Origin of the sequence: Exiguobacterium acetylicum (assembly GCF_022170825.1) — a bacterium.
In the GTDB taxonomy this organism is placed as follows: Bacteria; Bacillota; Bacilli; order Exiguobacteriales; family Exiguobacteriaceae; genus Exiguobacterium_A; species Exiguobacterium_A acetylicum_B.
Map to the genome: position 1 here is coordinate 2843921 of NZ_CP081878.1, position 24445 is coordinate 2868365.

General features: G+C 48.8%; 23 protein-coding genes and 3 riboswitches. Of the genes, 6 read left to right on the plus strand and 17 right to left on the minus strand.

What is annotated here, in order from left to right:
* Window positions 1–8 precede the first annotated feature (8 nt).
* Complete coding sequence (gene treC, locus K6T22_RS14745; protein ID WP_238238010.1) at window positions 9–1649, plus strand: alpha,alpha-phosphotrehalase; 1641 nt, start codon at window positions 9–11, stop codon at window positions 1647–1649.
* A 221-nt stretch (window positions 1650–1870) separates the two neighbouring features.
* Here the strand turns inward: treC and K6T22_RS14750 are convergent, their stop codons facing one another.
* Window positions 1871–3229, minus strand: a complete 1359-nt coding sequence (locus K6T22_RS14750; RefSeq protein ID WP_238238011.1) for an alanine/glycine:cation symporter family protein — start codon at window positions 3227–3229, stop codon at window positions 1871–1873.
* Between the two features lie 190 nt (window positions 3230–3419).
* On the opposite strand from K6T22_RS14750, the gene K6T22_RS14755 reads away from it, so the two are divergent.
* Window positions 3420–5123: a methyl-accepting chemotaxis protein gene (locus tag K6T22_RS14755; protein ID WP_238238012.1), complete on the plus strand. Its 1704-nt coding sequence runs from the start codon at window positions 3420–3422 to the stop codon at window positions 5121–5123.
* A gap of 52 nt (window positions 5124–5175) precedes the next feature.
* On the opposite strand, the gene K6T22_RS14760 is transcribed toward K6T22_RS14755, so the two are convergent.
* The 9 genes from K6T22_RS14760 to K6T22_RS14800 form a co-directional block, all read right to left on the minus strand.
* Window positions 5176–5991 (minus strand): DUF6612 family protein, encoded by an 816-nt coding sequence (locus K6T22_RS14760; protein WP_238238014.1) that lies wholly within the window; start codon window positions 5989–5991, stop codon window positions 5176–5178.
* 213 nt (window positions 5992–6204) lie between these two features.
* The gene (ribH, locus tag K6T22_RS14765) at window positions 6205–6663 is read right to left on the minus strand and encodes a 6,7-dimethyl-8-ribityllumazine synthase (RefSeq protein ID WP_238238016.1); all 459 of its coding nucleotides are present in this window, start codon (window positions 6661–6663) and stop codon (window positions 6205–6207) included.
* A complete protein-coding gene (gene ribA, locus K6T22_RS14770) occupies window positions 6660–7850 on the minus strand; it encodes a GTP cyclohydrolase II (protein WP_238238018.1) in 1191 nt (396 codons plus the stop codon). Before ribA ends, ribH begins: the two co-directional genes overlap by 4 nt.
* Window positions 7850–8476 (minus strand): riboflavin synthase, encoded by a 627-nt coding sequence (ribE, locus tag K6T22_RS14775; protein WP_029342770.1) that lies wholly within the window; start codon window positions 8474–8476, stop codon window positions 7850–7852. Before ribE ends, ribA begins: the two co-directional genes overlap by 1 nt.
* On the minus strand, window positions 8461–9501 hold the full coding sequence (gene ribD, locus K6T22_RS14780) for a bifunctional diaminohydroxyphosphoribosylaminopyrimidine deaminase/5-amino-6-(5-phosphoribosylamino)uracil reductase RibD (RefSeq protein ID WP_238238019.1): 1041 nt from the start codon (window positions 9499–9501) through the stop codon (window positions 8461–8463). Before ribD ends, ribE begins: the two co-directional genes overlap by 16 nt.
* Before the next feature lie 157 nt (window positions 9502–9658).
* A riboswitch (FMN riboswitch) is annotated at window positions 9659–9803 on the minus strand.
* A 183-nt stretch (window positions 9804–9986) separates the two neighbouring features.
* Window positions 9987–11192, minus strand: coding sequence for a M20 family metallopeptidase (locus K6T22_RS14785; protein WP_238238020.1), 1206 nt, complete (start codon window positions 11190–11192; stop codon window positions 9987–9989).
* Between the two features lie 22 nt (window positions 11193–11214).
* Window positions 11215–12033 carry a MetQ/NlpA family ABC transporter substrate-binding protein gene (locus K6T22_RS14790; RefSeq protein ID WP_238238021.1) on the minus strand — a complete coding sequence of 273 codons (819 nt, stop codon included), beginning with the start codon at window positions 12031–12033 and terminating at the stop codon, window positions 11215–11217.
* Between the two features lie 19 nt (window positions 12034–12052).
* Window positions 12053–12703, minus strand: a complete 651-nt coding sequence (locus K6T22_RS14795; RefSeq protein ID WP_053454429.1) for a methionine ABC transporter permease — start codon at window positions 12701–12703, stop codon at window positions 12053–12055.
* Complete coding sequence (locus tag K6T22_RS14800; protein ID WP_238238022.1) at window positions 12693–13721, minus strand: methionine ABC transporter ATP-binding protein; 1029 nt, start codon at window positions 13719–13721, stop codon at window positions 12693–12695. Before K6T22_RS14800 ends, K6T22_RS14795 begins: the two co-directional genes overlap by 11 nt.
* An 86-nt stretch (window positions 13722–13807) precedes the next feature.
* Window positions 13808–13911: riboswitch (SAM riboswitch) on the minus strand.
* Between the two features lie 249 nt (window positions 13912–14160).
* Window positions 14161–14262: riboswitch (SAM riboswitch) on the plus strand.
* A 67-nt stretch (window positions 14263–14329) separates the two neighbouring features.
* On the opposite strand from K6T22_RS14800, the gene K6T22_RS14805 reads away from it, so the two are divergent.
* Window positions 14330–15088 carry an alpha/beta hydrolase gene (locus tag K6T22_RS14805; protein WP_238238023.1) on the plus strand — a complete coding sequence of 253 codons (759 nt, stop codon included), beginning with the start codon at window positions 14330–14332 and terminating at the stop codon, window positions 15086–15088.
* 82 nt (window positions 15089–15170) lie between these two features.
* On the opposite strand, the gene K6T22_RS14810 is transcribed toward K6T22_RS14805, so the two are convergent.
* Window positions 15171–15785, minus strand: a complete 615-nt coding sequence (locus tag K6T22_RS14810) for a thymidine kinase (RefSeq protein ID WP_069941005.1) — start codon at window positions 15783–15785, stop codon at window positions 15171–15173.
* A 183-nt stretch (window positions 15786–15968) separates the two neighbouring features.
* Here K6T22_RS14810 and K6T22_RS14815 point away from each other — a divergent pair, with 183 nt between their 5' ends.
* Window positions 15969–16619, plus strand: a complete 651-nt coding sequence (locus K6T22_RS14815) for a DedA family protein (RefSeq protein ID WP_238238024.1) — start codon at window positions 15969–15971, stop codon at window positions 16617–16619.
* Between the two features lie 35 nt (window positions 16620–16654).
* Here the strand turns inward: K6T22_RS14815 and K6T22_RS14820 are convergent, their stop codons facing one another.
* Both K6T22_RS14820 and rho read right to left on the minus strand, forming a co-directional pair.
* Entirely contained in the window at window positions 16655–16900 is a 246-nt protein-coding gene (locus K6T22_RS14820) for a type B 50S ribosomal protein L31 (RefSeq protein ID WP_023469546.1), read from the minus strand.
* Between the two features lie 91 nt (window positions 16901–16991).
* Window positions 16992–18365 (minus strand): transcription termination factor Rho, encoded by a 1374-nt coding sequence (gene rho, locus K6T22_RS14825; RefSeq protein ID WP_029342779.1) that lies wholly within the window; start codon window positions 18363–18365, stop codon window positions 16992–16994.
* 355 nt (window positions 18366–18720) lie between these two features.
* Between rho and K6T22_RS14830 the strand changes: the two genes are divergently transcribed.
* The gene (locus K6T22_RS14830) at window positions 18721–19398 is read left to right on the plus strand and encodes a C40 family peptidase (RefSeq protein WP_047394443.1); all 678 of its coding nucleotides are present in this window, start codon (window positions 18721–18723) and stop codon (window positions 19396–19398) included.
* Between the two features lie 76 nt (window positions 19399–19474).
* Window positions 19475–20242: an SDR family NAD(P)-dependent oxidoreductase gene (locus tag K6T22_RS14835; RefSeq protein WP_238238025.1), complete on the plus strand. Its 768-nt coding sequence runs from the start codon at window positions 19475–19477 to the stop codon at window positions 20240–20242.
* Window positions 20243–20409: 167 nt separating this feature from the next.
* Here the strand turns inward: K6T22_RS14835 and glpX are convergent, their stop codons facing one another.
* The 4 genes from glpX to fba all read right to left on the minus strand — a co-directional run bounded on the left by glpX (window position 20410) and on the right by fba (window position 24340).
* Complete coding sequence (glpX, locus tag K6T22_RS14840) at window positions 20410–21375, minus strand: class II fructose-bisphosphatase (RefSeq protein WP_053454436.1); 966 nt, start codon at window positions 21373–21375, stop codon at window positions 20410–20412.
* Between the two features lie 32 nt (window positions 21376–21407).
* Window positions 21408–22655: a UDP-N-acetylglucosamine 1-carboxyvinyltransferase gene (murA, locus tag K6T22_RS14845; protein ID WP_238238026.1), complete on the minus strand. Its 1248-nt coding sequence runs from the start codon at window positions 22653–22655 to the stop codon at window positions 21408–21410.
* Between the two features lie 28 nt (window positions 22656–22683).
* Complete coding sequence (fsa, locus tag K6T22_RS14850) at window positions 22684–23331, minus strand: fructose-6-phosphate aldolase (protein WP_023469552.1); 648 nt, start codon at window positions 23329–23331, stop codon at window positions 22684–22686.
* Between the two features lie 154 nt (window positions 23332–23485).
* Window positions 23486–24340, minus strand: a complete 855-nt coding sequence (fba, locus tag K6T22_RS14855) for a class II fructose-1,6-bisphosphate aldolase (protein WP_023469553.1) — start codon at window positions 24338–24340, stop codon at window positions 23486–23488.
* Window positions 24341–24445: the final 105 nt, after the last annotated feature.

Consider the following 24445-nt stretch of genomic DNA (forward strand, 5'->3'; position numbering starts at 1 on the left):
TGTATCTGATGATCACGACAACCGATTGGCGCAAATCCGCCGTCTATCAAATTTATCCGAAGAGTTTCTATAGTCCAGAAGGCAAAGCGACCGGTACGTTACGTGGGGTCACGGCTAAACTCGATTATTTGGCGGATCTTGGTGTCGATTACCTTTGGTTGACGCCGGTCTACGCTTCACCGCAAAACGATAATGGCTATGATGTCAGCGACTATTACGCCATCGACCCGTCTTATGGAACAATGGATGATTTCGAGACGTTACTGAAAGAAGCGAAACGACGTGATCTGTCCGTCATGATGGACATCGTCGTCAATCACTGCTCGACGTCGCATGTCTGGTTCGAAGAAGGACGTCACCCGGATAGTCCTTACCATGACTATTTCATCTGGCACGATACGCCGAACGACTGGGTGTCGAAATTCGGCGGTCCTGCTTGGTCATTTGATGAGATTGCTGGTAAGTATTACTTGCACCTGTTCGATAAGACACAAGCGGACCTGAATTGGGAAAACCCACGTCTTCGAGAAGACGTTTACAAGATGATGCGCTTTTGGCGTGATAAAGGTGTCGCTGGTTTTCGACTCGATGTCATCAATTTGATCTCGAAGACGCCTGGATTACCGAACGACCCAAATGGAGACGGACGTGCGTATTATACGGACGGACCGAACGTCCATGACTACTTGCAAGAGATGAACGCAGAAGTCTTTACTGGGCACGACCTGTTGACCGTCGGTGAGATGTCTTCGACATCTCTTGAGCATTGTCTTCGTTATTCATCGCTTGAGAATCAGGAACTGAAAATGACGTTCAACTTCCATCACTTGAAGGTCGATTACCCAAACGGTGAGAAATGGACGGCGGCTCCGTTTGATTTTAAGCAACTGAAACAAATCTTCTCCGACTGGCAAGCCGGCATGAACGGACAAGCATGGAATGCGATCTTTTGGTGTAACCACGACCAACCACGCGTCGTCAGTCGATTCGGTGATGACGTCACGTATCGCGTCGAGAGTGCGAAGATGCTTGCGACGACACTCCACGGCTTACAAGGAACGCCTTACATCTATCAAGGAGAAGAAATCGGTATGCCGAATCCGGACTTTACGGATCTATCCGACTACCGCGATGTCGAGACATTGAACGCCTATCAAGAAGCACGAGAACAGGGTGTATCAGAAGACGCGATTCTTGCTGCGATTCGACAAAAATCGCGCGATAATGCGCGGACACCGATGCCGTGGTCGGATGCACGTAACGGTGGCTTTAGTACAAGCGAACCCTGGATTCCTGTTTCGCCGACGTATGATCAAATCAACGTCGAGACCGCTATTGCGGATCCTGACTCTGTCTACCATCATTACAAACGTTTGATTCAATTACGAAAGCAGTATGATGTGTTGACGGACGGGACCTATCGCCTGTTGACGCTAGACGATTCGTCACTTTGGGCGTACGAACGTGTAACGAGTGACGAAGAGTTGCTCGTCGTCTCGAACTTTTACGGAACAGATACGACGTTCACGTTACCTCGTGACGGATCGGATTATACGGTGTTGCTTCACAATTACTCTCAAGTGCAGACGGACGGACGAAGACTCCTGTTACGTCCATACGAGTCACTCATGCTCCATCGCAAGAAATGATTCGATAAGACTGACTCCTCCATTGTCTCACCGCCAGTTCTTACAAAGAATGTCTCATCCTCGCATTCCACATGCGGGAGTCGAGGATGAACATGCTCAATCTCTTTTTATCTAAACAAAAAGGGCACGTTTCCGAGTATACTTCGTCGGAAACGTGCCCTTTTCTTTCAATTTAATCGAAACACTTCGCGTCTGAATTTACCTCTTCTCCCCATACACTTCTACGAAACTTTCCGATTCGCTTCTTCGCGTTTCAACTGTTCCCGGAACAGTCGTGTCTCGGCAATGACGACGCCCGATAAGCCGATTAAGCCAATCAAGTTCGGAATCGCCATCAAGCCGTTGAAGACATCCGAAATTGCCCATACCATGTTCAAGTTCGTCGTCATCGCACCAGCACCAGCCACTAAGACGAACAAGATACGATACGGTAGGATCGATTTTTGACCAAATAGATAATAGATTGATTTTTCTCCATAATATGACCAGCCAAGGACGGTCGAATAGGCAAACATGACGAGTCCGATCGTGACGATGTACTTCCCGGCAGGACCAAGGAAGACTTCGAAGCTTGCTGTCGTTAGTTCAACACCTTGCAAGTCCGTATCGAGCTGCCCTCCCATGACGAGCGTCAATCCTGTGATCGAACAGACAACCAATGTATCGAGGAACACTTGCGTCATCGAGACGAGTGCTTGACGCCCCGGGAAGTCCGTCTTCGCAGCTGCTGCTGCAATTGGAGCTGAACCGAGACCCGCTTCGTTCGAGAACACACCACGCGCGACACCATAACGAATCGCTGCCCCGATCGCTCCACCCGTGATTGCTTCGTTTGAGAACGTACTGCTGAAGATCGTCGAAATCGCGCCCGGAATCAAGTCATAGTTCATGACAAGAATCAACAAGCCACTTCCGACATAGAAGAAAATCATGAATGGAACGAACAGACTGACGACTTTCCCGATTGATTTGACCCCACCGAGAATGACGACACCCGTCAATACCATCAACGCAATCCCTGTTACGTAGAGCGGAACATCGAATGTCGATTTCATCGCCAGTGCAACGGAGTTCGTTTGGACCCCGTTCCCAATTCCAAAAGCAGCAATCGAAGCGAACGCCGCAAATAAGACACCGAGCCATTTCTGCTTCAGTCCACGCTCAAGATAATACATCGGTCCGCCTGCCATCTGCCCTTTCTCATCGACGACGCGATATTTGACGGCGAGAATCGCCTCGGCATACTTCGTCGCCATCCCGAACAGACCGGATAGCCACATCCAGACGATGGCACCAGGTCCTCCTAGTACGACAGCGGTTGCGACACCGACGATATTCCCCGTACCAACGGTCGCAGCAAGTGCCGTCATCAAGGCTTGGAAGTGACTAATATCCCCTTCCGACTTGTCATCTTGATGCTTTGAAAAAGCTAACTTCAAGGCATACGGCAATTTGGTAATTTGAATGAAGCCTAAGCGAATCGTCAAGTAAATCCCTGTACCGACTAACAGAATGAGCAACGGTGGTCCCCAGACAATATCGGACACCGCGCTAATCCAGTCACTGAATGCATTCCCCATTCGACTTACCTCCCCTTATGTAAGATATGATTCCTTATCATTTTTTCAGAATTTACTGATAATTGTCAAACTATTTTTTCATAGAAGTATATCAAGACTTAATTTTTTCAATAATAAGTAAATTTTTTACTATCAACGTTATAATCAAGAAAATGAATCGTTCATACTGCAAAATAAAGGAGCGAAGCACATGAAGATTAAAACGAAGCTTATCTTATTGTCCTCCATACTTTTGCTTAGCCTGATCGGTGTCGGGTTGTACGGGGGGTTCTCGCTCGACCGCGTCGATCAACAAAGTCAGACCATCACTTCGTCTTGGATTCCTGGCTTGAACTTATCCCATGAAACAAATACGGCTTTATCTGATTTACGACGTGTCGAGTTGTTACACATTCAGGAAAACGATTCAGACATTAAAGCAGACTATGATAAACGCGTTAAGAATGGGCTTGCGATGGTTGATGCGAATCTTGTGAAATACGAAAAAACGATCTATTTAAAGACGGATCGTGAACTATTCAATGACCTCACAAAAAAGTGGCAGACGTTCAAAGAGACGACCGATCGTCTTCTTACCCTTAGTACACCGGAAACACAAAAGGAAGCTGTCACCTACTATGAAGGTGACAGTCGTGATTCATACTTCGCCGTCTCTGATCAATTAACGAAGATCGTGAAATACAACAACCAACAAGCGAAAGAAAATGGAGCTGCTATCACGAGTGCCGCCAATACAGCACACATCTTACTATTTACGATCATCGGTATCGTTGGTCTACTCGGTGTGATTTTCACGGTACTGATTTTACGATCCATTTTTGGTCCACTTCGCCAGCTTCAAGCCAAAACACATGAACTAGCGACACAGGGCGGTGATTTGACTGCTCAACTTGATGTCGTTCGTGACGATGAGATCGGACAGATCGCGCAGTCGATGAATCAGTTCATCGCCAATCTCCGGACAATCATCGTCCAAGTCGATGATACAGCAACATCCGTCGTCTCGACTTCTCAACATGTGACAAGCCGCATCGGGGAACTCGATCATGATATGGTCTCGACCTCACATACGATTGAAAATTTATCAGCAGGTATGCAAGAAACCGCTGCATCTGCAGAAGAAATGAACTCATCCGCAGTTGATATGGAAGCGACGATTCATGACATTGTCACTGGTGCAGAAGCGAACGGAAAACGGGCACAAGAAGTCGGCGGACGGGCCGAATCACTTCAAGTCGTCGCTACAGAAGCAAAACAGACTGCTAACCAAATTCTCGCCGAAACGAAAACACGACTTGAGGACGCGATGGCACGAGCAAAAGCCGTCAAGGAAATTTCCGTTTTATCGGATGCAATCCTCTCGATTGCCGCACAAACGAACCTATTGTCCCTTAACGCTTCGATTGAAGCAGCACGCGCTGGTGAAGTCGGTCGTGGCTTTGCCGTCGTCGCTGATGAGATTCGTAAACTTGCTGAAAGTAGCCGGGACACCGTTGAACAAATCCAAGACGTCTCGATTTCTGTCATCGAGTCCGTTGAACATTTGAATTCCGCTTCCGGTGAGATGCTCTCCTTCATCGATACGAAGGTCGTCAAGGACTATGATTTATTCGAAGACGCCTCCGTTCAGTATCGAAATGACGCACAATTATTCGGTGATGCAGCGGAACACTTCGCCGCTCAAGCCGGTCAACTCCAGGAACTGACAGCGAACATGCTCGGTGTCATCCACGATGTTGCCGTCACCGTCAATGATGGGGCGCAAGGCACACAATCGATGTCAGAACAAATCAATCATTCCGTCCAAGCGTTCCGGGATGTCCATGACCAGACTTCCGTCAGTCAACAGCAGGCGGAAGCACTAAAGGATGTTCTCCGCCAGTTCCAAGTCTAAACGACAAGCCCCTCGTCTTCAGATCAGAAGAGAGGGGCTTGTTTTTCATTTTTTACTGTCCAGCACCTGTGAGTGGTTGTGCGTCTTTTGCTTCCGCCGGTAATTTGATCTCGTCGATCTCATTGAATTTCGAGAATGTCGACTCGTTCTTCATGTTGAACTCGGTCTCTTTTTCAATCGCAAACACCATATCCATGTCGAGTGACTTCGGATAGAACGTCTTCGCGTCGTACGTCATTTTGTAGTTCATCTTTTTATAATCGATGCTATCCATCGCATCTTTCATCTGCGCCATCTGTCCTGTCTGTTCGAGTGAATCCTTCATGAAGGCTTTCAGGTCATCACCACTCAGCTTAACGTCGATCTGATAGACATCGCCCTCTTTTTTCGCTGTCCAATTATCTTTGTATTTCTTTAGGAGCTGCAAGTTTTGTTCCGTCGATGCCGATGATTCCATCGCTTCGACCATCTCGCCTAGTTCTGAAACGTCTTGAACGATCCATTGTCCGTTTTGCGAGAGGTACATTTTATCGTCAACGATGTAACTTTCAATCGTCACGTCTTTCCCGTCTTCAGGATTTTTCATCGTCATCGTCTGTTTCATCGCGAGCGGCTTTTGAATGATATCAGCGGAAACCTTCTGATCCATCGCCATCTCACCTGCTTTAGAGCTGACCGTTCCTTCCATGTGGAACGATTTGATGTCCTCTTGAGCGGCTGTCGCTTTCTTTAATAGCTCTGTGTTCGAGAGTTCCCCCGACTTCGTCGAACCAGATCCACTACCTGAATCCGTCTGTCCATCTTGGCATCCGGCTAGTCCAATCGATGCTGCGACAATCCCGGCTGCTACCCACCTTATTTTCTTCATATTCATTTCCTCCTTTATACGCGTTACCCTGATTTACGAAAAAATATTGGAAAATGTTTCAAACTTTCTTTAATACACCATTACCGTTCTGCTTAAAAACGAATCCTCAAATTTCAAGTCTATTGTCCTTTTTTTGAAATTTGGTTCAGTGTTCGTGAGATTTCCGCAAAAAAACAGGCTGACGGAAGCTTCCATCAGCCTGTCCCTATTTCGTTAAATCGTCCGTAAAAGATTCGCCATCTCGATCGCGGAAACAGCTGCTTCGTAGCCTTTGTTCCCAGCTTTCGTACCAGCACGTTCGACCGCTTGCTCGATCGAATCCGTCGTCAGCACACCAAAGATGATCGGCACGCCTGTGTCGCGCGACGCACTCGCGACCCCTTTCGCGACTTCGTTACAGACATAATCATAGTGCGACGTTGCTCCCCGGATGACAGCACCGAGCGTGATGATAGCGTCATACTTGCCGCTTTTCGCTAACTTTTCAGCGACGAGTGGAATTTCGAATGCCCCCGGAACCCATGCTGTATCAACAGCGTCTGCTGCAACACCGTGGCGACGGAATGCGTCGTTTGCTCCTCCGACGAGTTTTGATGTGATCAATTCGTTAAACCGTGCTGCGACGATAGCGACGCGTAGTCCTTCTCCTGTTAAGAAACCTTCGTAGATCATGATGTGTGTCCTCCTTGGATGTCGAGCCAGTGCCCGAGTTTCGTTTGTTTTGTTTTCAGATAACGCTGATTTTCAGGTTCGACCGGTACTTGATGGGGTACGCGTTCGATGACTTCGATGCCTTCTTGTTCGAGCACCCGTTGTTTATCCGGGTTATTCGTCATCAAACGAATCTTCGTCACACCGAGATCGCGCAACATGTTCGCCGCGACCGTATAGTCACGCATGTCTGTCGGATAACCGAGCGCATGATTCGCTTCGACCGTATCGAGTCCTTGTTCTTGTAACTCGTATGCTTTTAACTTCGCCATCAGACCAATCCCGCGTCCTTCCTGACGTAGATACAAGACGGCTCCACCTTCTCGTTCGATTCGTTCAAGTGCCGCATCGAGTTGCGGTCCACAATCGCAACGCTTCGAACCGAAGACGTCTCCCGTCAGACATTCCGAGTGCAGCCGGACAAGCATGCCGTCCTGCGCTTCACCTGATAAGACAGCGACGTGTTCTTTATCGTCTTGCGTCGTATAGCCAATCATCCGGAAAGCTCCGAACGTCGTCGGAAGTAACACTTCCGCCTCCCGCGTCAATGGACGCTCGAGGTACGCGACGAGTGCTTCGATCGTAATCAGTTTTAAATCATGTTCTTCCTTGTAGAGAAGTAAATCATCAACCCGCGCCATCGTGCCGTCTTCCTTAATGATTTCACAGATAACAGCGATTTCTTCACTGCCGGCAAGACGGGCGAGATCAATGCCTGCTTCCGTATGTCCACGTCGTTCCCGGACACCACCCTCTTTTGCGATCAACGGGAAGATGTGACCTGGTCGTTTGAAGCGCTCCGGTCCATCTGTTAACATCCGCTGGATCGTTAGCGACCGTTCCTCGGCGCTGATGCCAGTCTTCGCTTCTTCATGATCGATACTGAGCGTGAATGCTGTACCGTGCGGATCGGTGTTGTTCGCTGTCATCGGTGCAAGGTCAAGTCGCTGTGCAATCCGCGGACTGACCGGTACACAGACGAGTCCTTTTCCGTATGTGATCATGAAGTTGATGTTTTCCGGCGTCGCATGTTCTGCGAGCATGACGAGATCCCCTTCATTCTCACGGTCCTCGTCATCACAGACGATGATTGGTCGTCCGTTTTTTAAATCTTCTATCGCTTCTTCAATCAAGTCGAATCCATTCATTACATGTCGCCTCCTAAGAATGCTGCCCAGTCCGTCTGCTTCTCGTGTTGCGTGAAATGATAGAGATGTTTCGCCATCATGTCACACTCGATATTGACGACTGCGCCGCTTGCCAATCGATCAAACGTCGTTACTTGACGGGAGTGCGGAATCAGTGAAATCGAGATCGTTTCCGGCGTGACGCGTTGTAAGGTCAGGCTCGTGCCGTTGATCGCAATCGATCCTTTCGGAATACAATACTTTTGCCACGATCCGACATCAAACGTATAGACCATCGCTTCACCGTCCGGTCGACGACTGATCAGTCGTGCTGTTCCGTCGATGTGTCCACTGACGAAATGTCCACCGAAACGACCGTCTGCCGGCATCGCCCGTTCAAGTTGCAACGGACTGCCGACCCGGTACGTCCCGAGTGCTGTCGACCGAATCGTGTCATGGACGGCATCTGCCGTGAAGCCAGTCGGGCTCATCGACGTGACAGTCAAACAAATCCCGTCGACGGCGATGCTATCACCAATCTTCGTTCCTTCAAGCACCCGGTGTGCTTCAATTTCAAGCGCTAAACCGTTCGGTCGTGGAATCTTTCGTTTTAACGTCCCGACTTCTTCAATCAATCCGGTGAACATGTCATCTCCTCCTTTCGGATATACGTCAGATGGATATCCGGTCCGACTGTTTCAATCTGATCGATTTGAAAACGATCTTCGATATCGTGTTGACCGGTCCACGCATCCCCTTCAAAAATCGATGGTGCCTGGTAGACTTCGATTCGGTCAACGAGATCTGCTTCAAAGAACGCGGCTTGGATCGTCGGTCCACCTTCAATCAAAACGCTTCGGATATCTTGTTCGTATAATCGCTTTAAAATCGCTTTCGGCGTCTCATACTCACCGACTAAAACAGTCACCTGATCGTGACTAATGCGCGGTACACTCGTTAGCCAGTAAGTTGGATTTTTACCGTCACGAAATACCTGTGCCGTCTCCGGCACCCGACCACGCCGGTCGACGATCACCCGAATCGGTTCGATTCCTGATTCAGTACGTAGTGTCAGTGCCGGGTCATCGATGAGCACCGTCTCACTCCCAGCAAGAATCGCATCATGGCGACCGCGCATGGCGCGACCATGTGCCCTTGCCTCTTCTGACGTAATCCAGCGCTGTTCACCCGTCGCAGCAATCCCGTTCATCGTCTGAGCGATTTTGACGGTGACGGTCGGACGTTTTCGTTCAATCGTTTTCCAAAACGTGTCGTAGAGTGCTTCCGCTTCACGTCGTAATAATCCGACCTCGACTTCAACACCGGCATCCTGAAGTCGTTTGATTCCTGAACCAGCGACGATCGCATGTTTGTCTTCCGTAGCGACGAAGACCCGTTTAATCCCGGCTTGTAAAATTGCTTCCGTACATGGCGGTGTCTTGCCATAGTGATTACATGGCTCGAGCGTCACATAAAGATCAGCGCCACGAGCAGCCTCTCCTGCCATCCGTAAGGCTTCGACTTCCGCATGCGGACCACCGGCAAATCGGTGTGCACCAAAGCCGAGGATCCGCCCTTGTTTGACGATGACACAGCCGACACTTGGATTCGGACTTGTTTGTCCGTTTAACATCTGTGCTAATTGCATGGCATAACTCATCATCTGTGACATCGCGTTCACTCCTTTCAAATGAAAAAAGACGCCCCTTGAAAAAGGGCGTCTGTATAGAAGGGTTCACGAAATACACGGTTCGCTTTCTGCTTTTTTCATGCAGAAAGAGACCATCTCCTGAAAATGTTTTTTCAGAAAACAGCTTGAATCGCGTCGTTTCGTTCTTCTCCCATCCGGACTTTACCGTCGGCCCTGGAATCTCACCAAGTCAGCCATGATGCGTACATCACGGGTCGCGGGCTCGTCGATCAATCGATCGCATCACCGCCGGTTGGGATTTTCACCCTACCCCGAAGAACTGGATTATTGAGTTATACAACTTTAGCCTAGCATATCTTTTTGTAGAAAACAAAGCGGAAATGCTTCTGTCATGTCTCTTTTTTGATTTCGTTCCACTTCTGTCATCCATCGCTAATTCGTGAGCGACTGCATGTCAAAAACGACTGGAGCACCTGATATCAGTGCGTCCAGCCGTTATTTTCCCCTTATAAATACCCGTTCTTCCGGTCATGGAATTCTTGGGCAATCGCCCCGCGCGTCCGTTCATCGGCAAGGACACGAAGTGCTGTCCGAGCAAGAATTTTCGCCCCTGCAATCAATGCCTCATCCCCTTCTTCTGAACGAGCAGCTTCCTTAAAGGCTTCTGTATGCGCAACGAGATCGTCTGGTCCAATCTTGATGTACGGATGGATCGTTGGGATGACTTGGCTGATGTTGCCAGCGTCTGTCGATCCGAGACCTGGTCGTTCGTCAAGGTGCACGACTTGTCCAAGCGCCTCTGCTTCTTCTTGGAAGAGACGGTCGAATGTCCGGTTGAAGACGAGGTTATCGACTTCATTTTGGAAGGCGATGACGTCAAGCGTCGCTCCTGTCGCAAGTGCCGCACCTTGTGCGACCGCTTTGACTTTCTCTGTGACGGCATTGAGTCGTTCCCGTGTCGTCGCCCGGATGAAGAAACGTGCTTTTGCATATTCCGGAATAATGTTCGGTGCATCACCGCCATGGGTGATGATCCCGTGGATCCGGACGTCGTCCGGCAGTTGTTGCCGCAGGGCATTGATTCCGTTAAAGAGCTGAATGACCGCATCAAGTGCGTTGATGCCTTCTTCCGGTGATGCCGCTGCATGTGCCGGACGACCAGTAAAAGCAAAATCGAGTGGGTCGACCGCAAGCGATGAACCGGTGATCCGTGTTTGTCCCGACGGATGGACCATCAGGGCTGCGTCAATCCCCTCAAGCAACTGATGTTTGACGAAACTGCCTTTTGCACTGCCATTTGGTCCTCCTTCTTCAGCCGGGGTCCCGAGGACGACGACACTCCCGCCAACTTCATCGAGTACTTTACTGAGCGCAATCGCTGCTGCAACACTCGTCGTTCCGATGATGTTATGTCCGCATGCGTGACCGATGCCTGGCAACGCATCATATTCAGCCAGAAAGGCAATCGTCGCACCTGGTCGATCGCTCGACTTTTTCGCAAAGAACGCCGTCTCGTGCCCCGCGACACCAAGTTCTACCGTAAAGCCTTCAGCCGTCAGGCGTTCTGCATGGAGTCGCGAAGCAAAGAATTCTTCGTTACCGATTTCCGGTGTCGCATGAATCCGGTGACTTGTCTCAAGATACGATTCTCGTTTTTGTTCGATGTCCTGTTCAATCGTCTCTACCCATGTCGTGCGTACTGGTGTCGTCATATAGTCCACTCTCCTTTTGAAATTATTCGCCGATGTCGCTTAGTGGAACGAACGTCGGGATCGTACTGCCTTTATATTCTTTTTTGATGAAGGCTGCGACATCCTTTTGTTGATAGAGCGACGCGATTTTCTTCAGCTCTTTTTTATTCTTGTCTTCCGTCCGTGTCGCGATGATATTGATATACGGTTTTGCTGTTTCGTTCTCATGGACGATCGAGTCCTTGATCGGGTTGAAGCCCGCGTCGACGGCAATGCCATTGTTGATGATCGATGCAGCGACGTCTGGTAAGACGCGTGGTGTTTGCCCGGCGACGATCGGGACGATTTTCAGTTTCTTCGGATTCTCGACAATCTTATCGACTGAACCATTGCCGTCAAAGTCGTCCGGTAACTTGATCAGACCGGCTTCTTGGAGTAACAAGAGGGCACGTCCCATGTTCGTCGCTTCGTTCGGAACGGCGATCTTCCCACCAACTGGAATGTCTTTGACGTCCTTGTATTTATCTGAGTAGATGCCCATCGGTGCAATGACAGTCGTTGCGATCGGTGATAGCTTCAACTTATGTTCCTTCTTGAAGGCGTTGAAGTAGGAAATCGTCTGGAAAGCATTGGCGTCGATCTCGCCCTCAGCCAGTGCCATGTTTGGCTGGACATAATCAGAGAACTTGACGAGCTCGATTTTGATGCCCTCCTTTTCCGCTTTTTTCGCGACGTAGTCCCAAACTTGAGTGTCCGAACCGCTGACCCCGAGTTTAATCGTCTTTTCGTCTTCTCCTGATGCTGAGCACCCGGCAAATAAAATCGTCGTTAGTGTTGCTCCAATCGCTACTGCTTTTTTCATGGCTGAATCGCTCCCTTGATTAATGTCTTCTGATTTTTCGTGCGACGATATTACCTGTCGTCTGTAACCCCTGGACTAAGATGACGAGAATCCCGACCGTGATGATCATGACTTTCGTGTCGAACCGTTGATAACCGTACGTAATTGCTAAATCACCAAGACCACCGCCACCGATTGCGCCTGCCATCGCTGACGCTCCGATCAAGCCGACCGTTGCGATCGTCAAGTTAAGAACGAGCGAACCGAGCGCTTCCGGTAGAAGGAAACGGAAAATCGTTTGGAATGGCGTTGCCCCCATCGCTTCTGCTGCTTCAAGGACACCTTTATCGACTTCTAGCAAGGAACTCTCGATCAGCCGTGCCATATACGGTGCGGCGTAAAAGACGAGTGGAACGATGGCAGCTTCGGTTCCGATCGACGTCTGGACGATCAACCGCGTCAACGGGATGATCGCGACGAGTAAGATGATAAACGGAATTGAGCGGAAGATATTGACGATGCTATTGAAAAACGTGAACAGCGGGACGTTCTCAAGTAATGCGCCTTTCCGTGTGACGACAAGCAGGATACCGAGCGGTAAGCCGATCAAGGTCGAGAATAAGAGTGAGACGGATACCATCGTCATCGTTTGCAAAAATGCTGTCCAGATATCACTGTAGTTAACTAGCATGAGCAAGCACCTCCTCGACGGTCACTTGTGCCTGATCAATGTACTGTAACGCTCGTTTCACTTCAGTCGTCTCACCGATCAACTCGACGAGTAGTGTACCGAACGGCGTCTCCTGCAACTCCGTGATGCTACCGTGCAGGATGTTGACATCAACATCGAAGCGTTTCGCGACTTGTGACAAGAGCGGCTGCCCTGTGTGATGACCGAGGAAATGAATCTTATAGATCGGATTCGCATTCCGTGACTCGATCAACTGGCGAATCGATGCTGGAATCTCGTCATGCATGACGGACCGGACGAAGTTTTTCGCCGTCTCGGTCTGCGGATTTGAGAAGACATCAAAGACCGTTCCTGACTCGATTAACTTCCCGGCTTCGATGACGGCGACCCGGTCACAAATCTCACGGATGACACCCATCTCATGGGTAATCAAGAGAATCGTGATGCCGTATTCGGCATTGATTCGTTTTAATAACTGGAGAATATGATGTGTCGTCTGGGGATCGAGCGCTGACGTCGCTTCGTCACATAAGAGGACGGATGGTTGCGTTGCTAGTGCCCGAGCGATGCCGACACGTTGCTTTTGTCCACCAGATAATTGATCTGGGTAATGATCCGCCTTATCCGCGAGATCCACGAACTCGAGTAACTCCGTCACCCGGCGGCGAATCTCATCTTTTTTGACGCCTGCGAGAACGAGTGGCTTCGCGACATTCGTAAAGACCGTGTTCGCATTCAATAGATTGAAGTGCTGAAAGATCATCCCGATCCGCTGTTTTGCTTGCCGTAATTTTTTTGGTGATAGTTGTGTCAAATCTTCCCCGTCGACCGTCACCGTTCCTGACGTCGGTCGTTCTAACAGATTGACGCAGCGGAGCAATGAACTTTTTCCGGCACCACTAAAGCCGATGACACCGAAGATTTCGCCTTTCTCGATCGTCAGGTCGACACCGTCGAGCGCTGCGATTGTCTGATCCTTCGTGACGTACGTTTTTTTGATTTGATGAAATGCAATCATTCCGTTTTCCCCCTTCATTCAACAAAAAAGGTCCCTTCTTGAGAAACAAGAAGAGACCTGGATCCGCACAGTGGCAGAATCCACTCCACTCATCTCTCAGACATCTGTCTGATGGAATTGGCACAGTGCTCATAATGAGTCTGTTGCCGAGGTTTCGTAGGGCCAGTCCCTCCACCTCTCTGGATAAGTATTGCGGTATGAAATTCGTATGTGTGTTGTTGCGTTGTTGCTTATGTCGTAAAACTAATTTTTACATTACGGGTCGAACCTTTAAAAGTCAACCAACTTTGCAAAAATAATCCATTTGTCGCATATCGATTGATTGACAAGTTATGGATTAGCTTAATGAACGAATCATGATTCGTCAAGATGGATTTGACAAGTCATTTTCAGTCATGCTACCATCGTTTCAATGATTAATCCGACAATTCCAATATGATATTTATCAAGAGTGAACGAGAGACCTGGCTCTATGACTTCACGGCAACCTGCAATCTGTAAGGTGCTCCGACCAGCAAAGCGCGGCTTTGGATGATACGGTGAAAAACTCGTGGGCGTCCAAGCAGTGACGTTGACGAGTTTTTTTCATGAATGGAGGAAAAATAGTAATGATGAACTATCCTGTATTGACTGGTGCTGAAGCATTTTATCTTCAAGGTGGACCGATCGGCATTCTAATCTGTCATGGTTTTAACGCGACTCCGCAAAGTGTCCGGGACGTCGGCGAGGCATTTGCTGCTGAAGGATTCACTGTCTATGCACCGCGCCTACGTGGACACGGAACGAACGTCCGTGAGTTCGAACAATCGACTGCTCGATGTTGGAAGCAGAGCCTGCAAGACGGCTATGCACGGTTACAAGAAACATGCGATCAAGTCTTCGTTATCGGTCAATCGATGGGGGCGACGCTTGCACTGTCGCTTGCCGCTGACGGGATTCCGTTTGCCGGCATCATTACAATCAATGCTGCACTTTCCGTTCCATCCTATGAAGCACTTTCGTTTGACGACGGTCCCGAGTACTTACCGGAAGGGGCGCCGGACATCAAACGAGCAGCCTTTGAAATCATCTATGATCTCGTTCCGAGCCGTTGTGCGTTCGAACTCGTCCGTCTGATGGATGAGACAAAAGGACGCCTTGGATCGATCCTCCTCCCGACGTTGATTCTTTACTCGGCGACGGATCACGTCGTTCCACCGTCGAGCTCGGATTATCTGCATCAACATATCGGAACAAATGATAAACGAAGCTATTGTCTTCTTAATTCATATCATGTCGCGACCCTTGATCATGATCAGGATTTGATCGTTCGGGAGACGATTCGCTTTATCGAACGCTCAAGCCGATTTTCAAAAGAAATAAGTTAATAAAAAAGCAGCTATTCCTTTCCCTCTGGAAACGAATAACTGCTACATCAAAGGACGACCGCAAGCGGTCCGTCTTTTTTATTTATCTTTCTTGATGTTGTACCGATTGAAGTGGCTTCGGCTTTCCAGGCACCTCATGGCAATGGCGGCAACGTGGCTCATACGATTCTGAAGCACCAACTAGAATGATTGGGTCATCATAGTTTGCTGGTTTTCCATCAATCAACCGTTGTGTCCGAGAAGCCGGATCACCACACGAAAGACAGATCGCCTGTAGCTTCGTTACGAATTCTGCGCGCGCCAGTAATTCAGGCATTTTTCCGAATGGTTCTGCCCGGAAATCTTGATCAAGCCCTGCACAAATGACACGTTTTCCGTCTTGCGCGAGTGCTTCGATGACTTGTACAATCTCATCATCAAAGAATTGAACTTCATCGATACCGACGATTTGTGTCTCTTCTGCTACTGCCGCGTAGAGATCACGACTCGTCGCCATTGGAATCGCTACAACGGAGTTGCCGATGTGAGAGACGACATGCTCTTCGTGGTACCGGTCGTCGATTGCCGGCTTGAATACTTGCACAGGCAGTTTACCGTATTGCGCCCGTCTAACACGACGAATCAATTCTTCCGATTTCCCGGAAAACATACTGCCACAAATTACTTCGATCCAGCCGTACTGATTTATTACATGCATCATCGTCCGACACCGTCCTCTAAAAATAGTCACTTTAACGAGTATAGCTCGAAATGGTATCGAGAAAAAGGGTTGACTTCCGGAAATCAAAATTCATTTTTTCTTTACCTAGAATTTTTGTCCTTTCATTCCAACTGTCCCCTATTTCCTGTACACTGAAGAAGAAGATTCTCACGAAAGAAGGTGTCCCCGATTCATCATCTCTTACATGATATTCTGCACCAATATGGTGCCCTTGGTCTCTCCGTTCTTCTCGCAGGTGGTATCGTGGGATTGCCGGTTCCCGATGAGACCCTACTCGTTTTGTCCGGATTTTGGATGCATCAAGGTAATTTACCGCTGTTCGGTACGATTCTTGCCGCTTACGCAGGAAGTTGTATCGGTATGACAATCAGTTATTTACTCGGTTTAAAACTCGGTATGCCAGTACTGCACCGCGTCGGACCGAAAATGCGCATCTCAGAAAAACATATTCTTTCCGCTGAAGCTGGATTTCGACGTTACGGGAAATCCGTTTTGATTATCGGTTACTACATACCTGGTCTCCGTCAGCTCTCTGCCTTTTTTGCAGGTGTCTCGAAAATGCCGTTTCGCGTATTTGCGAGTTACGCATATACAGGTGCTTTAATCTGGATCAGCGTCTTCTTAGGCGCCGGTTATTTCGTCGGTCGTCATCTCTCGTTCCATAAAGTCGTCGATTATATTTTAGTACACCCAGAGGTCATGCCATACTTGATTGGTATTGCCGGCGGAATCGCCTTCTCGTTCGTCTTGAAGACATATCTCGCTTACCGTTCACAATTCAGTCTATACAAAAACAGCCTGCTTCCGTAATGGAGGCAGGCTGTTTTTTAAGAACCGACAAGTGATTACTTGCGGCCGTATTTTTTGTTGAAGCGATCGACACGACCATCTGCCGCGTTGAACTTTTGACGACCTGTGTAGAATGGGTGCGAGTCTGAAGACACATCCACACGGATGAGTGGGTACTCGTTGCCATCTTCCCAAGTGATTGTTTCGTTCGAAGAACGAGTAGAACCGCTTAAGAATTTGTACTCAGTCGTTGAATCCATAAATACTACTTTGTTGTAGTTAGGGTGAATTCCTTGTTTCATGGTTGATTTCTCTCCTTCCGCCCTGGTTCATTTGCTGAGCCAGAGTAAGTTACCTTCCTATACTAAACGATTTTTTTGTGCGTCGCAATAGTTATTTTTCCGTCGGTGTTTCCTTCTTGACGGTACGCGGTTTTGCTGGTGCGCGTCGGACTGCTTTCTTCTTTTCTTTCTCCAGTTCGACGAAAAATTCTTCATTATTTTTCGTATCACGAATCTTACGCAGGAACGTATCGACGAACTCGTTCGACTCGTTCATCGTCCGGCGAATCGTCCAGAGCGCATCAAGCTGCTCTTTTGGAAGCAACAGTTCTTCCTTCCGCGTACCCGATTTGCGAATGTCGATCGCTGGGAAGATTCGACGTTCTGATAGCTTACGGTCGAGATGCAGTTCCATGTTCCCCGTCCCTTTGAATTCCTCATAGATGACGTCATCCATGCGCGATCCCGTCTCGACGAGCGCTGTTGCAAGAATCGTTAAACTACCACCGTGCTCGATGTTTCGCGCCGCACCAAAGAACCGTTTTGGTTTATGGAATGCAGCTGGGTCAATCCCCCCGGAGAGCGTTCGTCCGCTTTGCGGCACCGTTAAGTTGTACGCACGTGTCAGACGTGTGATTGAATCCATCAAGATGACGACATCTTTCTTATGTTCGACGAGTCGCATCGCCCGCTCGAGTACGAGTTCTGAAATCCGAACGTGATTGTCTGGTGTTTCGTCAAACGTCGAGCTGACGACGTCTGCTCCTGGAACCGAACGCTCGATGTCCGTCACTTCCTCAGGTCGCTCATCAATCAAGAGAATGATCAGTTCGACATCAGGATGATTTTCTTGAATCGAGTTGGCGATTTCTTTGAGTAATGATGTTTTCCCTGCTTTTGGTGGTGCGACGATCAAACCACGTTGACCAAATCCGACCGGTGCGATCATATCCATGACACGAACGGATAGATGACGCGGCTCCGTCTCAAGACGCATCAAACGATCTGGATAAATCGGTGTCAGTGCCGGGAAGAACAAACGATTACGGGCTGTATCCGGTGCTTCCCCGTTAACGGCTTCCACGCTAAGCAATCCTTGGAAACGTTCGTTTTCCTTCGGTGGACGGACTTTACCTGTGACGACATCACCATTACGTAGATTAAAGCGTCGGATTTGAGATGCTGCGATATAGATATCTTCAGAGGATTGGGAATAATTGATAGGACGAAGGAAGCCAAAGCCGCCATCGTTTTGCATTTGTGGGTTGCCAGGGATGACTTCGAGTACCCCTTCGAGGAAATAAAGACCCGTCGATTCAGCCTGTGCTTTTAGAATCTTAAACATCAACTCGCGTTTACGGGCTTCCCGGTATTGTGGGACATTCTTCGTCTTTGCGATTTCATACAGTTCTTTTAATGTTAGTTGACTCAATTGAGCCAGTGTATAGGAACGTTCTGGTTTATCTTTTTTATCAGTTGTTGGCATGTTCTTCACCTATTCTTTATAAATTCAACTGCATTCAGCATACTTCCATACATACATCAGGAGGTATGTAATTTTATTCGTGAACTAAAGGTATCATATTTTTTTTAATTCGTCGTCAACAATCCTTTGCGTTTCTTACTTTGTAATATTCAAGGATATTATTTCAGTTATGTTACAAAAGCATCTGTTTTGTCTTCTAACTGAAAAAACGTTTTCAAGTGTGCTCGTGCTAAGATATTCCTGCAGACAAAATTCTTACACAGTTGTAAGGTAGACTGCTTAATTACACACTTAATGATTTCATCATATAACTTACGGACGCAACACACTACATTTAAACGGAGGAATTCTTAACATGAAACGTTTTCTAGCATCGATCGCGACGGCAGCCTTAGTAGTTTCAGGTTTTACATCAGTGGGTACAGGTAAAGTTGAAGCAGCGACAGTCACGAAAGTCAAGATCACGGACAACGGTCTTCGTGTTCGGACAGCACCTTCTACGAAAGCAAGCATCGTTGGGAAAGTCAACGCTGGTCAAGTCTTTACATATAAAGGCAAATCAGGTAGCTGGACAAAAATCTCTTACGGCGGCAAAACACGCTATGTCTACTCACAATACACAAAGACATACAAATCATCTTCAAGCGCTAAAAAATCAACGAGCTCTTCTTCAAAACGTACAAAAATCTTGAACGAAGCAGCTAAGCACAAAGGAACTCCATATGTATGGGGTGGAACGACAACTCGTGGATTCGACTGCTCTGGTTTCACAAGCTACGTTTACAAGAAAGCAGCAGGCAAAACATTGCCACGTACATCTTCTTCACAATATTCTTCTTCGAAGAAAGTCAGCGTTTCAAGTGTACAACCAGGAGATCTTGTCTTCTTCTCACACGGTAGCGGCATTCAACACGTCGGGATCGCAACAAGCAAGTCAAGCATGGTTAACTCAGAAACTGGCGGCGTTAAATACTCAAGCTTCAAATCAGGGTACTGGGGTTCACGCCTTGTCGGCGCAGGATCTTACCTATAATTCATCATCTCAAAGCGGTTGAGCATTGGCTCGATCGCTTTTTTTCATCTAATTGATTACACGAGGAGGAAATACGATGAATGTCTTAATTACAGGTGCTTCAAGGGGGCTTGGTCGCGAATTCGCTTATCTCCACGCACAGCAAGGTGATCACGTCCTGCTCGTCGGACGCGATGCGACAGCTCTATTCGAAACGAAATTCCATGTCGAGCGACTCGGCGGAACAGCAACGGTCTTTCCTTATGACTTAACGAAACTGACGCATCGTCTCGCGTTATTTCGCGCAACAGAACAGATTCCGGTCGACTGTGTCATCAATAACGCTGGGATTGGTGTCTTCGGTTCTTTCCTTGAGACCTCGTTTGAAGACGAATCTCGGATGATTGCCTTGAACATCGAAGCGTTGACACACGTGACGAAGGTCTATGCCTCTCGCATGAAAGAGCATGGTATCCAAGGACGCATCATCCATCTCGCGTCAACGGCTGCCTTTGAAGGTGGTCCATGGCTTAGTGTCTACTATGCAACAAAAGCCTACGTGCTTCACTTCTCGGAAGGATTAACGGAAGAGCTCGCGCCAGACGGCATTCAAGTCAGCGTCGTCTGCCCAGGTGCGACACATACCGGTTTCGAATCGGCAGCAAAACTCGAACAGTCACGTCTTTTCTTGCGACCAGGCGTCATGGACGCTCCAACAGTTGCGCGGATCGCCTATCACGGCTATATGAAGGGGAAAACGTTCATCGTTCCTGGTTTCGGAAATGCATGGTATATCTTTTCAACACGTTTTCTTCCCCGTCGGTACGTCACGAAACAAGCGGGAGAAGTCCAGCGTCCTCGATGATTACCTAATCAATCAACGTTCGTATCCCCTCACTTTCCTGTAGGAGTTGAGGACGAACGCCTTGATTCCTAAAAACATAGCAAAAAAGAGTTGGCGTTCCGGAAGTTATCCGAAACGCCAACTCTTTTATATCGATCAAGACATCCTCACGTATGAATCAGTCGACCTTACTTAATGACAAGCTTCGGTTTTTTCTTAAACGAGTGAATGCCTTCGACGAAACGTACCGTTCCGGACTTCGCACGCATAACGACAGAGTGTGTCTGACCGCCTTGTGCTGTGAACTGGACACCTTTCATCAACTCGCTGTCCGTGACGCCTGTTGCAGCAAAGATACAATCGTCTCCTGCGACGAGATCATCCATCATGAGGATCTTCGATGGATCTTCGATGCCCATCTTCTTACAACGCTCGACTTCTGCCTCGTCTGCTGGTAACAAGCGTCCTTGGAGCTCACCACCGAGACACTTCAAGGCAACGGCAGCGAGAACACCTTCTGGTGCCCCACCCGAACCGAGGAGGATATCAATCCCTGTATGCGGGAACGCCGTGTTGATCGCACCTGCAACGTCGCCGTCACCAATCAAGCGAATCCGCGCCCCTGTTGCCCGAATCCGTTGAATGATTTCTTCATGACGTTCGCGATCTAGAATCGAGACGACGACGTCTTCGATTTCCTTGTTCTTCGCCTTCGCAACTGCTGCGATGTTCTCTTCGATCGTTGCATCTAGACTGATGTGCCCTGCCGCTTCCGGACCCACCGCGATCTTATCCATGTACATGTCTGGTGCGTGAAGTAAATCGCCCGCATCTGCGACAGCGAGGACAGCGAGTGCGCCCCATGTTCCTTTTGCAACGATATTCGTTCCTTCTAGCGGATCGACGGCGACGTCGAGTCGTGGTCCATACCCATTTCCTAGCTTTTCTCCAATGTAAAGCATCGGTGCTTCATCCATCTCGCCTTCCCCGATGACGACGGTTCCTTTCATCGGAATCGTATCGAAGACGTCACGCATTGCACTTGTTGCCGCATCATCCGCTTCATTCTTCAATCCTTTTCCCATCCAACGCGCAGAGGCGAGCGCTGCTGCCTCCGTGACGCGTACAAGTTCCATTGATAGACTTCTCTCCATGTGTATGTCCCCTCTCCCTTGTTACAAATCGGTCAAATCGTTTCACGCCATACGAGGGCGCCTAGTTCCTTCAACTTCTGATCAAATCGTTCGTAACTCTGGTCAAGCACTTCTGCGTGATGCAACGTCGTCTCCCCTGAAGCGAGAAGTCCCGCCAAGACAAGTGCTGCGCCACCGCGTGGGTCCGGTGCCTCGATTTCCGTACCGAGTAAGGTTTCTCCACCACGAATGATGATGGAGGCATCTTCATGCGTGATTCGAGCGTTCAAGCGTCGTAACTCCTGCACATGCCGGAAACGTTGCGGATACAATTTATCGACGACGATACTCGCTCCTTTTGCTTGCAACAACGCTGCCGAGATGACAGGTTGTAAGTCGCTTGGGAATCCACCGTAGTGGAAGACACGAATATCGACCGGCTTCGCCTCCTGAAACGTCGCCGTGACGGAATCATCCGTCGCTTCGATCAACGCACCGTACCGTTCGAGTTTTTGGATGACACTCTCAAGGTGAAGCGGAATGACGTTATCGACAGTGACGCGTCCAAGTGCCGCCCCCATCGTCAAGAACGTTCCTGCTTCCATCCGGTCAGGGATCAACGTGTGCCGGCAACCACTTAGTCTCGAAACCCCTTTGATGCGAATCTCGTCCGTTCCTGCCCCTTTGACGCTTGCGCCCATGTTCGTCAGCATCGTACTGACGTCGATGACTTCCGGGTCATAGGCAGCGTTTTCGATGACAGTCGTTCCTTCAGCGAAGACGGCGACGAGTAACGCACTGATCGTCGCCCCGAATGATGGTAAATCGAGATAGATCCGATTTCCGACGAGACGTTCGACGCGCATGTAATGGACGCCTTGCTCATTGCGTACAGAAACACCGAGACGTTCGAGTGCTTTGATGTGTAAATCAATCGGTCGTGGTCCGATGGCATAACCTCCAGGCAGACCGACGACTCCTTGTTTGAATCTGGCTGCCAGAACGCTCATGAGGTAGATCGATCCGCGTAACTTGCGCGTCTCCGCACCCGTCAACGGCATCGATTCGACCCGACTTGGATCAATCGTCACCATATCGCCTTGACGTGTCACGACTGCGCCGAGCGTCTCCAAAATCTCGATCATCGTCGCGACGTCGCCAATCTCCGGCACGCTTTCAAGAACGACCGTTTGATCCGTCAGGAGGGCTGCAGCAAGACACGGGATGGCGCTTTGCTTCGAACCACTGATCGATACGGTTCCTTCTAGGCGTTGTTGCCCTACGATATGCAAAATGTCCACGTTCCATCAACCTTTCTCTTCGCTACGATTATTGCTGCGTTTTTTCCCAGTCCGCGAGGAACTTTTCGATCCCTTGCGTCGTGAGTGGGTGGTGTGTGAGTGACTCGATGACCGAGAATGGAATTGTCGCGATGTCCGCGCCTGCAAGAGCAGCGTTTGTCACGTGAACCGGATTCCGGACCGATGCCGCGATGATTTGAGTCGGGATATCATGGACGACGAAGATTTGAGCAATCGTCTCGACGAGTCCCATTCCATCTTGTCCGATGTCGTCTAGGCGACCGAGGAACGGTGATACGTATGTCGCACCAGCACGTGCTGCGAGTAATGCTTGGTTCGGGTTGAAAATCAACGTGACGTTCGTCGTGATCTTCTCTTTTGAAAGTGCTGCGACCGCCTCGAGTCCGGCCGGAGTCATTGGAACCTTAACCGTAATGTTCGGTGCGATCTGGGCAAGTTCCTTCCCTTCGCGAATCATTCCTTCTGCATCAAGTGCGATGACTTCTGCGCTGACAGAGACGTCCCCGACGATTTCACAGATTTCACGAAGTCGTGTATGGAAATCGACGCCTTCCTTAGCGACGAGTGACGGATTCGTCGTGACACCGTCTAAAATCCCCATTTTATGTGCTTTTTTAATATCCTCTACGTTTGCTGTGTCAATGAAAAATCTCATCTTTCTCGTTCCCCTTTCATCCCTTGAAATCGCTTACGACTCTATTATAGGTTTTTTTCACGAGAAGTCCTACTGTTTTCCATTGAATACACGTTCACATGATATGAAAAAAGCACGGTAGACCGAAGTCTACCGCACTTTAAAGAGGAGTCGATTAAGCTTTGTTGCTTGAACCGAACTCACGCATCTTACCGATGACAGTTTGTTTGATTGCTTCACGACCTGGTGCGATGAATACGCGTGGGTCATATGCTTCTGGTTTCTCAGCTAACACTTCACGAACGACTTTCGCGAATGAGATTTGGTTCTCTGTGTTAACGTTAATTTTTGAAGTTCCGAGTGAAATCGCTTTTTCGATATCGTGTGTCGGAATTCCAGTTCCACCGTGAAGAACGAGTGGGAGGTTTGTAGCGTCACGGATTTCTTCCATTTCTTTGAATCCGAGGTTTGGTTCACCTTTGTATGGTCCGTGAACAGAACCGAGTGCAGGAGCAAGCGTGTCGATTCCAGTTTCTTTGACGATGCGTACACACTCGTCAAGTTTTGCGTACATGACATCACCGATGACGTCGTCTTCTTGTCCACCAACTGTACCAACTTCTGCTTCTACTGAAACGCCTTTAGAGTGAGCGTATTCAACAACTGCTTTAGTTGTTTCGATGTTTGTGTCGATCGGGCTGTGCGAATCATCGATCATGACAGATGTAAATCCAGCGTCGATCGCTTCTTTACATTTTTCAACGCTCGAACCGTGGTCGAGGTGGATTGCAACTGGAACTGTGATTTTCATGTCGTGTACGAGACCTTCAACCATTTTCACGACAGTGTAGAATCCGCCCATGTGGCGTGCTGCACCTTCAGATACTCCAAGGATGACTGGTGACTGCTCTTCTTGAGCCGCACCGAGAATCGCTTGTGTCCACTCGAGGTTGTTGATGTTGAATTGACCTACTGCATACTTACCTTCGAGAGCTTTGTTTAACATGTCTGTCATAGATACTAATGGCATAATGACATCCTCCTCTGTTTTGATCGCTGCTTACACGAACTCGTGCAATTTCAGACTGATTATAACATACTGATTCATCGGAACGTACAGCATTTCGCTCGGTTT

Bases quoted from the DNA above. Each gene is read 5' to 3' on its own strand.
- treC (WP_238238010.1), top strand. From the start codon at position 9: ATGATCACGACAACCGATTGGCGCAAATCCGCCGTCTATCAAATTTAT.
- K6T22_RS14750 (WP_238238011.1), bottom strand. From the start codon at position 3,229: ATGGGGAATGCATTCAGTGACTGGATTAGCGCGGTGTCCGATATTGTC.
- K6T22_RS14755 (WP_238238012.1), top strand. From the start codon at position 3,420: ATGAAGATTAAAACGAAGCTTATCTTATTGTCCTCCATACTTTTGCTT.
- K6T22_RS14760 (WP_238238014.1), bottom strand. From the start codon at position 5,991: ATGAAGAAAATAAGGTGGGTAGCAGCCGGGATTGTCGCAGCATCGATT.
- ribH (WP_238238016.1), bottom strand. From the start codon at position 6,663: ATGATCTACGAAGGTTTCTTAACAGGAGAAGGACTACGCGTCGCTATC.
- ribA (WP_238238018.1), bottom strand. From the start codon at position 7,850: ATGAATGGATTCGACTTGATTGAAGAAGCGATAGAAGATTTAAAAAAC.
- ribE (WP_029342770.1), bottom strand. From the start codon at position 8,476: ATGTTCACCGGATTGATTGAAGAAGTCGGGACGTTAAAACGAAAGATT.
- ribD (WP_238238019.1), bottom strand. From the start codon at position 9,501: ATGTCACAGATGATGAGTTATGCCATGCAATTAGCACAGATGTTAAAC.
- K6T22_RS14785 (WP_238238020.1), bottom strand. From the start codon at position 11,192: ATGACGACACCAGTACGCACGACATGGGTAGAGACGATTGAACAGGAC.
- K6T22_RS14790 (WP_238238021.1), bottom strand. From the start codon at position 12,033: ATGAAAAAAGCAGTAGCGATTGGAGCAACACTAACGACGATTTTATTT.
- K6T22_RS14795 (WP_053454429.1), bottom strand. From the start codon at position 12,703: ATGCTAGTTAACTACAGTGATATCTGGACAGCATTTTTGCAAACGATG.
- K6T22_RS14800 (WP_238238022.1), bottom strand. From the start codon at position 13,721: ATGATTGCATTTCATCAAATCAAAAAAACGTACGTCACGAAGGATCAG.
- K6T22_RS14805 (WP_238238023.1), top strand. From the start codon at position 14,330: ATGATGAACTATCCTGTATTGACTGGTGCTGAAGCATTTTATCTTCAA.
- K6T22_RS14810 (WP_069941005.1), bottom strand. From the start codon at position 15,785: ATGCATGTAATAAATCAGTACGGCTGGATCGAAGTAATTTGTGGCAGT.
- K6T22_RS14820 (WP_023469546.1), bottom strand. From the start codon at position 16,900: ATGAAACAAGGAATTCACCCTAACTACAACAAAGTAGTATTTATGGAT.
- rho (WP_029342779.1), bottom strand. From the start codon at position 18,365: ATGCCAACAACTGATAAAAAAGATAAACCAGAACGTTCCTATACACTG.
- K6T22_RS14830 (WP_047394443.1), top strand. From the start codon at position 18,721: ATGAAACGTTTTCTAGCATCGATCGCGACGGCAGCCTTAGTAGTTTCA.
- K6T22_RS14835 (WP_238238025.1), top strand. From the start codon at position 19,475: ATGAATGTCTTAATTACAGGTGCTTCAAGGGGGCTTGGTCGCGAATTC.
- glpX (WP_053454436.1), bottom strand. From the start codon at position 21,375: ATGGAGAGAAGTCTATCAATGGAACTTGTACGCGTCACGGAGGCAGCA.
- fsa (WP_023469552.1), bottom strand. From the start codon at position 23,331: ATGAGATTTTTCATTGACACAGCAAACGTAGAGGATATTAAAAAAGCA.
- fba (WP_023469553.1), bottom strand. From the start codon at position 24,340: ATGCCATTAGTATCTATGACAGACATGTTAAACAAAGCTCTCGAAGGT.